We start from the raw sequence: 11,488 nt of genomic DNA on the forward strand, positions 1-11,488 counted from the left end.
AAGAAACCTCATGGCTTCCAATTTAAAAAATGAAAAACCACGAGGTTAGTGTAAATGCTATTAATTCAACAAATTTATTTTATGAGGGATTAATTTGTCGTTGACATTCAAATGTAGCCATAACAATTAACTTCTTGCTGTGGTAAAACCGTAACACCATTACGGGAAAACCGTAATTGTCAGTTATAGCAAGCGTTGTCAGACCAAAAATAAATGAAAAAATGTACTATTTTAACACAATACGCAACTAAACGCTAAATAAAACCTGCATTTTTGGCCACAGATAATAGGTTTTCATCACTACCATCACTGACATCAAACATAATTTTGAGGTGTTTTTTGCGCTTTTCTATAGCACTTAAGGATATATCAAAATGATCTTTTAAGCTTTTAGTTCGGATACCTTGCGAAAGGAGATAGAGTATTTTTCTATCAATATCATCCAATTTAATATCGTTTGTAATTGTTTTTCGGATAGTTGTACTAACCGTGGAGCTGTAAAATGGTGGCCTATAAAGTACTTTTTGAAAAGCGCTGGCCAACTCTCGCGATGTTAAATCGCTTTTTATTAAAAAGCCTTCAGGATCAATATCTTTTATAATATTATGTATTCGGTAAGGCTCATTAAACATGGTAAGCATAATGATTTTGCTTTTCGGCATCATACGCCTGGCATATTTTGCTAAATCTTCGCCAGATGTAAATTCGCCATCGCTAGATGGTGGCAAACTAATATCCATGAATAAAATATGATAGGGTAATTCCTTATCTATTGCTTGCTGCATAAAATTGACAGATTCATCGCAGTTGTTAGCAATATCAATTTTTAGTATTTGATTTTCCTTTTTAGTCGCAAGTAATGTGTTTTGATACCCTTCAATAATAATTGGGTGATCGTCTGTCATTAAAATACGAATAGTCTCTTCCATTATAGTTGAAAATTTAGATTAGATTGGGATTTTAATTGTAATTGTTGTGCCATTGTCTTTTTTAGAAGCTATATCTAATTCACCATCGAATTCAGATACGCGTGAATGCATATTTTTTAAACCGATACCTTTCTTCGCTTTTTGTGAATCAAAACCAGATCCATCATCAGCAATTTGCAACCAAATTACATTTTTTTTCATATTAAAACTAATATCTACACGATTGGCTTCGGCATGTTTAAAGATATTCTGAAGAGACTCTTGCAACATGCGATAAATATGTATTTTGGTTTTATTGGAAATATCTTCCCAAGAAATATCAGAATCACTATATAATGAATATGTTAATCCGTGTGCTTTGGTCTGTGCTTCTATTAAGGATTCAATAATATCAGGATAACCGGATTTGGATATAAAATCGGTATTTAATTCATGTGAAACGTCACGGATATCTTGTTCAATAGTTTTTAATTCTTGGATATAATTTTCTCGAGTTTGAATGGCCTCATCGGTAGAAATCATATTCAAACTATCCAGACTTAATCGCGTTCCAAAAAGGCGTCCTAGAATACCATCATGTAAATCTTGAGAGATGCGTTTTTTCTCGTTGGATCGTGCTTCATCAACTTTATCTTGTTGAGATAACATGAGGTTGTAAATTTCCTCATTGGCTTCCTGTTGCTGCTGCACAAGTTTTAACTCCTTGTTTTTAGCACGTTGGGTAACAATTATGTACACTAAAATAAAGGTAATAATTAAACCAGCAGACAATATCATGAGCCATAACCGTTCTCGAGAAATTTGTTGATTTTCAAGTTCTACTTGCTCGGTTTCAAATTCTATGCGTGCAAATTTATTACGAATAGCGCGTTCTTTATTTACTAAACTATCATTTAGATGAATATATTCATTTAAATAATTTACGGACTTTTCAGGGCTTTCAATTTTAGACTTGAGTAATAAGGCGTTTAAAGTAACATCATTTATTAATGATTCTTTTCCTCGTGTATAGGCAATGTTTGCATAATTTAGAGCGGTATCCATGACACCTTCATCCAAATAAAATTCGGACGCATTTAAAGCAACTGACATGCGACTTAACTCATCATCTAGACTATCACTAATGCGGTATGCTTCATGTAGCATTCTTTTAATATCTGCAGAATTAGAACCAGCATTTTTATGTTTCAAGAGTGCATAATCTCCTAAAATAAGTGCATAATTTGCCGGTTCCTGCTGTAAGACTTTTTCATTCTGAAACAACTCTTCGTAAATTGCCAAACTTTTATCAAACTGATTGAGTTCCTTATAAATAAGGGCTATATTACTTTTAGAATATAATGTATACAGAAAATTATCCTTTATTTTATTACTAAAGGATAAGGCTTTGTTGTGGTATTCAATGGCTTTATCGTATTGTTTCAATTCATCTGCTGCAATGGCCACCAGATTAAATAAGCCCCATAAATTTCCTAACGTATAATCATCTTTAGGCATCGTTTGATATAAACGAATCGCTTTAAAGGCGTTACTTTCACATCCTACATAATCACGTTCTTCAAACTGAATATTTGCCATTTCCATAAGTGCATCTGCTTGATTTTGAACCATATTTCGCGCATCAAAATATTTAGAGGCATTATAATAATAGGTATAGGAACTATCCGTTTGATATTTTACTTTATGATACCATCCCAAAACATTATTAATATAGGCCAATGCTAATGTATCCTTGAGTTTTTTAGCAAGTTTCAGGTTTTGATGATTTAAATCGAAAAGCGAATCGACCGCAAACTGGCGCAAATAAAGTGTTGCCAATTTACGTTTCGATTTTAAAATTGTCGAATCTTGGTTTGTCTTTTCAGAAAACACGATTGCTTTCTTTATAAAGTTCACGCGCTGATCTAACTCATAAGAATCATTAGTGGATAGTACTCTATAATGGTTTACACTATCTAAAAGTTGATTTTTAGAAACTTGTTGTGCGCATAAAAATGAGCAAAAAAAGATGGCAAAAAAGAAAGGTGCTTTTTTTAATAACATAATGGCGCTTCAAGTCTACTCAAATTTAAAATTTTTTCTGACACCAATAGCCTTGTAACCAATATAAGTCTATAATGGTTACATAAAACACATAAAACCCTTTAAAAATAAAGGGTTTTATTTAATATAATAAAATTGTTTTTATCCGTTACTTGGGACTTTTGTTCCTTTTTTCACATGTCTTTTTGTCTGAAAAGCATAGGTGAAATCTTCTTTTTGAGAAACTTGTTCCTCATTATTTGGGTTGGTTGTTTCTTTTTGAATTGTAAGACCTGTAAGTGTCAAACAAAAAATAGCTGCTACTAAAGTAATTTTAAGGGTTTTCATGTTAGGGTATTTAGGGTTAAAAAATTTACTATTAAATTTTAGTTAGTTTAAAAATCACTGTCGAGGGATGATGGATTAATAACCGTAAATTATGTTGCAACATAAAAATGCCACAAACTATAAAATATTAACATGAGGGAAAAGACACAACGTGTCTCAAATGGAATAATTAACCTTAATAAGCTGAATAATTTGATTTAGGGACTTATTGAAGGACTGTAAACGTAATGCAATATATTAAAAATAAATTAAAAACACGATTAAACGTATAATTTCATCGATTAAAGGCCAAATACGAGTCATTTTCCTACAATAAATTGTTAATAAATTTAGTAAAACTTCTTGTGTTTGTAAGAAAAATCGTTTGCATATCTTTATTTTATTTTAAAAGAAATTGTACCTAACTTGTAACATCAAATTAATTTATGAAATCACTTTACAATAGGTTTGTTAGTTTTATAAACACCATTCAAGGCAAAATTGCTTTTTATCCTACATTATTTAGCATATTTGGTTTTAGCTTTGCTATGCTGATGCTTTATTTAGAAAAGGAAGGTATTTCAGCATATATTATTGAACACATACCGCAATTAGTTATAAACAACGCAGATACCGCTAAAACACTTTTGAGTTTTTTAACAGGAGGCATCATATCTATCATGGTTTTTAGTTTTTCTATGGTAATGGTTTTATTAAACCAGGCATCTAGTAATTTCTCACCCCGTGTTTTACCCGGCTTAATATCCAATAGAAATCATCAATATGTATTAGGTATTTATTTAGCCACTATTTTATACAATACCTTTACCTTGGTTGGTATTAATCCGCTAGAAAACGACAAATATCAATTGCCAGGATTTTCTGTACTTATTGGCATTTTACTCACCGTAGTATGTTTAGGTAGTTTTCTATATTTCATACATTCTATATCTCAATCCATTCAGGTTAATAATATTTTAGATGGAATTTACAAAAAAGCTAAATCGCGATTGGAATACTTATTAGAAAAAGAATCTGAAACAGCACCTTCATTTCCAGACACATCAGAATGGACGTCTTATTTCAGTTCTGAAACGGGGTATTTCCAGAATATTGCCATTCCAAATTTGGTTGATATTTGCAAAGATGAATCTATTCAATTAAAAATCCTGCCTATCCAAGGCATCTTTGTTTTGAATGGCGTTCCGATTATACAAGTAAGCAAGGGTATAGATGAAGCGACAGTAAAAAAAATATTATCAAATTTCAATTTTGCGAAAGGTGAATTTGTAGAAGATAATTATGCACTCGCGTTTAAGCAAATTACAGAAATTGGTATGAAAGCTATGTCTCCCGGTATTAACGATCCAGGAACGGCAATTAGCACCATTGATTATCTAACAGAATTATTTGCTTTACGCCTTAAAAAAAATGACAAAACAGTTATAACATCGGATAATGAATCACTTATAGACGTAACAACCACTAATTTTAAAGAGTTAATATATCAAGTTATGGTGTCTTACCGCACCTATTGCAAGCATGATATGACCTGTATTCAGAAGCTATTTATCATGTTTAAATATTTATTACTACAAGAAGCACATTTGCCAAAATATCACGATGCGCTTTTAGCAGAGGCAAAATTATTATATGAAGATACGCAGGAAAGTATCACTAATACTGAAGATTTGAAACGGATTGAGAAATTGTATACAGGGTTGCCCAAGGTCAAGTAATCCAAATATTATAAATCCACAAACCACCCAAAAACAAAAAGCATCCCAATTTTCTGTAAAGAAAAAAGGAACGCTTTTTCATCAAAATAACTAACCAAAAACCAAATTGGGTAGTTCACTAATTTATTTCAAGCTATTAATCGAAATAAAATGAATTATATATAAAAAATTTATACCATAGTTTTTTTTAGAATTATCTCAAAAAAGTTTAGTTCACAATTAAATTATAGGATGTAATTAGTAGCTGTTCACTCCCAGAAGATATTTTCTGAACAAATATTTCAATATAATCGTCTTTAACAACATCTACAGTACCAATTACAGTTACCGATTGTCGTGAATTTGTCTGTATCACATCTACAATAGCTTCCGTTCCCGTTACTCTAGAACCATTTTTATATATTGAAAATGCTAATCTAGTTCCTGAAGTTGCTGTCAGAGATGCAGTTCCAAAAATGTTCAAAGGCCTTCTTGTCTCTCCCTTATACGTAATTCGATTGCCACCCGCACCTTCAGCGGTTCTGAAAAGTCTTATAGATTTCGTGTTTACAGGTAATTTAAAAGGGGTTGTGTTAGTAACATTAACTACATTGGAAGGATTTGCTTCATCATAATATAAATTTCCCGTCGCCACATCATCATTTTCACGAGGAATACCAGGTGCACTCACCGTCCAAGCATTAGAGAAATTATATCCAAGATAGGTTTGTGCAGGAGCATACCCTTTAACATATCCTGAAGGTGCGCTTGTTGTACCTGTAAAAACAGTAGCTTGCAAAACACCTGTTCCTACTGCAAGCCCTGTAGTACTGACATCCAAAGCCACAGCTGAACCACTTACCGTGCTGAAACCACTTACTTTTTCTATTAAACCAAAGGTTCCTGTAAATTTTTCAAACGTTCCGGAATTACTTCCAAACCAAGCTTGATTATTTAGCAATAAATTACCGATGTTAGAATAGGTAATTCCATTTGCGTTATTTAAAAATTGAACAATATTACCAAAGAATAGACCTAACCCATCAATACTTCCAACATTTGTCATGCCATCTATTATGCTATTTTGAACTAAAAGTGAAGAAGCAGTTGCTATTCCTGGACCTGTTATTTCAAAAGCTTTAGAACCTTTAATTGTAACATTTCTAATACTACCTCCTGTACTCCCTTTAAATACAGTCCCTCCAGCATATGACAAGACATCCTCACTAGCATCTATACCAGCAACGTAGGCATTTTGTAAATCAATAGAAGCCGCTAATAATATTGTTCCATTTATTTCATAGAAGGTATTACTGGCTAATTTGTAAGAAGAACCACCTCCTGCGGCAAGTTCAGCACTTAAATCTGCTACAGTTTTAATTAACTTGTAATTATTCCGTTTTACGGAAGCATCATTAGCTAATTTTACCCAGGTAGTAGTAGCTGTATTATAGAAATAAAATGCTTTTTCGTCTGTATCAAACACCAATAAGCTTTCAGCTGGTGTTGCAATTGCATCGCGCTCTAATGTCGTCATGCGTGGCGCTAACAATCCTTTAGAAGTAGATTGAACATCTAGCATAGCCGAATCATCGGGCATGAGCGTTCCGATTCCTACCTGGGAAAAACCAGTGGTTGTTAATAAAAAGAGAGCCATTAGGCCAAATGCGTTTAAAAGTAGTTTTTTAGTTTTCATAATTAGTATTTTAAGATTTTAGTAGATTTTTGGGCATTATTTGTTTTGAGTACAACCATGTAAACACCAGTACTTTCATTAAAAGGAATTAGTACTTTATTCTGGTTGGTAAGATTTTTGGTAACAGATAAAATATGCTGTCCAAGTATGTTATAAATTTCGACACCTGTAATTTCTAAATTATTAGGGTTTGACACCACTATTTGATTTTGACCATTGTAAAAAACAAGCGTTTTATCTAATTCAACCTCTGGCGTACTCAAGGTTTCTGCTGGCTGAAATACAATGGAAAATCTATCTGAATAAAAACCAGCAGGCAAATTAATTTCAAAATCAGATTCTGACAAATTATAGGTTGTATCTAACACATTATCTTTTAAATAAATAGTTTCCTCAAAATTCTCAACATCATCTAACATCAAGTAATGAGATCCCGTTTCAGAAATAACCAATCCAATTGGAAATTCCAGGAATTCTGAAAAACCATCAACACCCTGAATAGCATATCGTTTGGTTTCATCCTCTTCAATAATAAAAAACATATCATCATCTCTAGACATCATTTGAATAGCATCATAACCAGGATTATAATTTAAATCAGCTGACGAATCTGGCATAAACCCTAACAAAAGTTGGCGATGAAAACCTTCAGGATCTTCATAACCAATGCGAATATATTTATCATTAACATTTAGTCTTGCCTCTTCCAACTTAAAAAATCGTTGAGAATTATTAAAAATAATATCACCACTTCCAATAGATTTTATAAAAAATCCTTTACCAACAGGCACGTATTGTGATGGTATACCTACTGTTCCAGATGTACCAATTCCTGAAATTAACGGTGATGGTATAGAAGGTATAGATCCACCTGTTTTATTTCGTATTGAATAACCTCCCAAATAATCAGATAATATATGAGATGTTGAGCCACCATCTACCCAAAAGTAAAGCGCCTCTAAAACACCATCATTATCCGTAATAAATTTTGTGGCATCTAAAGCGGAAGGATATGGGTTTCCTAATAGAATTTCTTGACCTACTGTAATAGGAAAGGTATAATCTCCATTATTGGGTGCACCGTAAAACACATAGTTTTGTTCTGGACCTGAAGCATTTGCTCCTTTCATGGTATAGCCTTCACCTGGATTGAGTATACTTCCACTATTTAATCGAATCCATTCTGAATAAGCACCGCTTTCACGTGCATACTTATACAACCAACGGCTACTTATGCTTAATGCGGTTGTTACGTTTCCAGATCCATCAACACTGGACGGCAAACCTTCTCTGTCAGTAGTAAAACCAATTTGCGTTGGATTAAACGGATTTAAACTTGAATCCGTACCATCAAACTTGCCACCCATAAAAGAAAAAGTACCACCATTATTTACTGGTGAAGACCAATAATCATATTGAAAAGGCGACACAGTTCCTTGTTGATCTAAGATAAGTTTCCCAGAATTAATTGTATTAGCGTCAACTCCTGAGTGCTCTTGAATGAGTTGCGCCTCACCTGTTAGTCTTAAGTCGCCACTTTTTAAATTCAGTGCGTTTTCTACCTGGACTAAAAATTCATCTGCTACAGATACACCTTTTAAGCCTTCTGGTGTGATATCAATTTCCAGATTATAAAAATTGGCATTCTCTGCGCTTCCGGATAAATTTAAAAAATTGTTGGATGCACTTTTAAAATAAGTTGTCCCAGCTGTTGCACTGGTTGCTCCATGATTAATGAAGCTATTATTTAAATACAAATTACCATTGGAAACATGATTTCCGGCAACCGTATTGGTGTATTCCTCTTCAAAATACACATTGCTATTAGTGCTTATTTTAAGCACACCTGTATTTATTATTTGTGCATTTGCAAAAAAGCAAGCACAAAGTAAAACACAGAACATAATTGTAGGTTTTAAGTTCATTGTTTATAGTTTAGATTTGGGATTTATAAAATACTAAATTATTTTTTTAAAAGGTTCATTTTGCTCAATATTTTCTGATTTATTTAAAACGTTTTTTAGTTTACTGACAGTTAGAGGCTTGGTAATATAACCCGTACAATAAGGCTCATTACTAGCTTTATTAATGTCCACCGAACACATGGAAGATGACACCATATACACCTCAATTGCTCGTGTATTAATAAAGTTTAACAGCTTAAATTCTTTAAAAAAATTAAAACCACTCATTTCGGGCATATTTATATCTAATAAAATGACATCAGGAATAGCTACAGACTTGATATTCGTATTCAATTCCAATAGTTTAAAAAAACTAATTGCAGAAATAGCATTATTAAAAACCCGTGTTTTTATATTTGGATTGTATTTTTCAATTATTCTTTGATTAACAAAAAGATCTATCTTGTTATCATCTATCAACATTACATTTTTAATCATTGTTTTTGCTTCCTTCTTTTAAATTTGGTAATTGCACCTCAAATGTGGTGCCTTCATTTATTTTACTTTTAACCTCTATGTCGCCATTAAAGTCTTCTACAATTCGTTTAACAATATAAAGTCCGAGTCCAGTTCCTTCAGAGTTATCACTATTTGCTTTAAAATAAAGGTCGAACACTTTATCTATGTCATCTTCTCGTATCCCTACACCATTATCAGATACTGTGATACAGACTTTTTTATCAATACTTTTAATATTTATATGTGTGGTAGGCACCACTTTATTCGTTTTAGATTTGGCAAAACAAATGGTATTATGGATTAAGTTTTGAAGAATAGAGTCCATCAATTCCTGATTGAAATAAAAATCAGTTCCCTGCTGAATATCCACATGAAAAGTGATGTTGTCAAAATTCTTTATACCTTTTAATACCAGAAGCGCGTTATTAATTTTCTTTTGAAAATCTATAACTGTATTGTCTCGTCGCTTTTCTGAAATAATAGACGCAAAAGCCAAGTCGTCTAACAACAAGCGTCCTTTTTCTAAAGTTTCATCTAACATATTCACTAACAAGGCTGTTCTATTATTAAGCTTTTCCTCTTTTAGCAGATGAAGTAAGCCTTCCGCCGATGTTAATGGTGCTTTTAAATCGTGAGCAGAACGGTATAAAAACAGCTCTAAATCTTTGGTTGTTTGCTTTAACTTTTCTTCTAAATTCTTTCGTTTAGAAATATCAAGCATAAAAGCACAGTAAAATTTTTCTTTCCCATTTTGCCAATTACTCATAGCAAATTCCACAGGGAACTCATCGCCATTTTTTCGTAAACCTAGCATTTCTATATTATCGCCATACGAATCATTATCCAGTTTATCTTTTGCTTTAAGTAACTCTTTGACACCTGTATCTACTTGTTTTTTAGAAATTAAAACCGTTAATGGTTTGCCAATAATCTCGGAACTCAAATAACCAAATGCTAATTCAGCGCCTTTATTCCATTCAATAATATTCCCCATACCATTGGCAACGACTAATATCCCGACATTTATAGATTGAAATATATTGCTGTGTTTTGTTTCAATAGCTTTAAGCTCGTCATTGACCTTAATCGTATTTTTATATTTTTTAGATTTTAAAGTGGCGTAAATTATTTCGTTTTCAACATTAAAAACTGGCTTCAATTTTGAAACAAAAAAAGTTTGATTGCCTTTTGTAGACAAACCCATGGATTGATATTTACAATCCTTACCGTGGCTAAATACCGTATCTACTTGCTTCTTTATATAATCATGATTTACAGGGTTTACAAAATCATAAATATAGGAACCTATAATACTATCATGTGCGTTGTTTAAAGTGTTTATAGATGTATTAATGATTTTCCCAAACTTATTAATGTATAGTACGTCTTCAGTAAAATTATTAATCAGCCTTTCTTCTGTGCAGTGAACAGGGTTTTTATTAATTCCTTTGCAGTAATAATTACTAATATCACTACTTATGGTTAGGTATTTTATTACATCGCCCTTTTCATTTTTTATAGGCTCAATAGTGGTGTCTAACCAATAATTCTTACTGTTTTGCCCTTTATGAAAGAGCACACCTCGCCACGTTTCTCCTGCTAAAATAGCTTCAGATTGCATTGGAGATTTTAATAAGTGGTTTATTTGACCAACACCTGTTTCTTCTGAAACATTCATCACTTTAGAAAAATTGGAATTACAATAAACCAACTTCCCAAAAGCATCTGAAATAGAAATAATTAAATGACTATCTAAGGACCCTAACAATGCCTCTGACTGAATAACGGAATATATATTTGTTATTGCTCTAGACATTATATGTGTTTTTAGATTCCATACAAAATGCTAAAGCTGTTTCCGTATCACCAAAAATTTGAACATGGGCACCTTGTGCAAATAGCCTTTTATAAGACCCAATAAGCAGTTTACCATTTAATGTATTTACTACAAAAGCTTGTGCTATAACAAAGTGTTTTAAAATAGAACTTTCGGTAAAAAATTTGGCAGCTAAAGGAGAAAAATTACCGGTAAAATTGCGAATATCTATAAGTAATGGTCTCGGTTTACCTTCTGTTAATTTCAGTATTTTTAAGAGGTATGCTTCTGCGCTTTCAATGGTCAGGTAACAATCCGCTTGATTAAACTTACAAAACAGAATTTCGTTTTCAATCCAGAATTCAACTTTTTTAGAGTAATTTAGTATAGGTACACTCATAGGTTTGCATTATTTGGGGCTTTATGCAAAATATGAAAACCAATATGCATGCCAAACAGACAACCGAGCAACAACAAAACCGCTAAACACCTGACACTTAAAGGGAAGAAATATTTTAAAAAAAAACAACAAACTCTGTAGCCCACGGCATACCGAG

The 11,488-nt window shown here is 32.5% G+C and carries 9 protein-coding genes; 1 reads left to right on the top strand and 8 read right to left on the bottom strand.

The features are described from left to right. Positions 1–254 precede the first annotated feature (254 nt). The 3 genes from ES675_RS01015 to ES675_RS01025 all read right to left on the bottom strand — a co-directional run bounded on the left by ES675_RS01015 (position 255) and on the right by ES675_RS01025 (position 3,299). Positions 255–929 (bottom strand): response regulator, encoded by a 675-nt coding sequence (locus ES675_RS01015; protein WP_066250650.1) that lies wholly within the window; start codon positions 927–929, stop codon positions 255–257. An 18-nt stretch (positions 930–947) separates the two neighbouring features. Then, positions 948–2,972 carry an ATP-binding protein gene (locus ES675_RS01020; protein WP_066250656.1) on the bottom strand — a complete coding sequence of 675 codons (2,025 nt, stop codon included), beginning with the start codon at positions 2,970–2,972 and terminating at the stop codon, positions 948–950. Positions 2,973–3,113: 141 nt separating this feature from the next. Next, positions 3,114–3,299, bottom strand: a complete 186-nt coding sequence (locus ES675_RS01025) for a hypothetical protein (protein ID WP_066250659.1) — start codon at positions 3,297–3,299, stop codon at positions 3,114–3,116. A 425-nt stretch (positions 3,300–3,724) separates the two neighbouring features. Here ES675_RS01025 and ES675_RS01030 point away from each other — a divergent pair, with 425 nt between their 5' ends. Next, complete coding sequence (locus tag ES675_RS01030; protein WP_066250663.1) at positions 3,725–5,017, top strand: DUF2254 domain-containing protein; 1,293 nt, start codon at positions 3,725–3,727, stop codon at positions 5,015–5,017. 208 nt (positions 5,018–5,225) lie between these two features. Here the strand turns inward: ES675_RS01030 and ES675_RS01035 are convergent, their stop codons facing one another. Genes ES675_RS01035 through ES675_RS01055 form a run of 5 tightly spaced genes read right to left on the bottom strand, consistent with a single transcriptional unit; the run spans position 5,226 to position 11,331 of the window. After that, positions 5,226–6,692 carry a hypothetical protein gene (locus ES675_RS01035; RefSeq protein WP_066250670.1) on the bottom strand — a complete coding sequence of 489 codons (1,467 nt, stop codon included), beginning with the start codon at positions 6,690–6,692 and terminating at the stop codon, positions 5,226–5,228. A gap of 2 nt (positions 6,693–6,694) precedes the next feature. Continuing rightward, the gene (locus ES675_RS01040; protein WP_066250673.1) at positions 6,695–8,617 is read right to left on the bottom strand and encodes a T9SS sorting signal type C domain-containing protein; all 1,923 of its coding nucleotides are present in this window, start codon (positions 8,615–8,617) and stop codon (positions 6,695–6,697) included. A gap of 33 nt (positions 8,618–8,650) precedes the next feature. Next, on the bottom strand, positions 8,651–9,094 hold the full coding sequence (locus ES675_RS01045; protein ID WP_231931279.1) for a response regulator: 444 nt from the start codon (positions 9,092–9,094) through the stop codon (positions 8,651–8,653). Further along, positions 9,087–10,931 (bottom strand): ATP-binding protein, encoded by a 1,845-nt coding sequence (locus ES675_RS01050; protein WP_066250678.1) that lies wholly within the window; start codon positions 10,929–10,931, stop codon positions 9,087–9,089. Before ES675_RS01050 ends, ES675_RS01045 begins: the two co-directional genes overlap by 8 nt. Then, the gene (locus tag ES675_RS01055) at positions 10,924–11,331 is read right to left on the bottom strand and encodes a DUF7793 family protein (RefSeq protein WP_066250681.1); all 408 of its coding nucleotides are present in this window, start codon (positions 11,329–11,331) and stop codon (positions 10,924–10,926) included. The genes ES675_RS01050 and ES675_RS01055 overlap by 8 nt, the downstream gene beginning before the upstream one ends. Positions 11,332–11,488: the final 157 nt, after the last annotated feature.

It is taken from the genome of Algorimicrobium algoritergicola, from assembly GCF_008086165.1.
Taxonomy (GTDB): Bacteria; Bacteroidota; Bacteroidia; order Flavobacteriales; family Flavobacteriaceae; genus Algorimicrobium; species Algorimicrobium algoritergicola.

Bases quoted from the DNA above. Each gene is read 5' to 3' on its own strand.
- ES675_RS01035 (WP_066250670.1), bottom strand. From the start codon at position 6,692: ATGAAAACTAAAAAACTACTTTTAAACGCATTTGGCCTAATGGCTCTC.
- ES675_RS01030 (WP_066250663.1), top strand. From the start codon at position 3,725: ATGAAATCACTTTACAATAGGTTTGTTAGTTTTATAAACACCATTCAA.
- ES675_RS01050 (WP_066250678.1), bottom strand. From the start codon at position 10,931: ATGTCTAGAGCAATAACAAATATATATTCCGTTATTCAGTCAGAGGCA.
- ES675_RS01015 (WP_066250650.1), bottom strand. From the start codon at position 929: ATGGAAGAGACTATTCGTATTTTAATGACAGACGATCACCCAATTATT.
- ES675_RS01040 (WP_066250673.1), bottom strand. From the start codon at position 8,617: ATGAACTTAAAACCTACAATTATGTTCTGTGTTTTACTTTGTGCTTGC.
- ES675_RS01045 (WP_231931279.1), bottom strand. From the start codon at position 9,094: ATGATTAAAAATGTAATGTTGATAGATGATAACAAGATAGATCTTTTT.
- ES675_RS01020 (WP_066250656.1), bottom strand. From the start codon at position 2,972: ATGTTATTAAAAAAAGCACCTTTCTTTTTTGCCATCTTTTTTTGCTCA.
- ES675_RS01055 (WP_066250681.1), bottom strand. From the start codon at position 11,331: ATGAGTGTACCTATACTAAATTACTCTAAAAAAGTTGAATTCTGGATT.
- ES675_RS01025 (WP_066250659.1), bottom strand. From the start codon at position 3,299: ATGAAAACCCTTAAAATTACTTTAGTAGCAGCTATTTTTTGTTTGACA.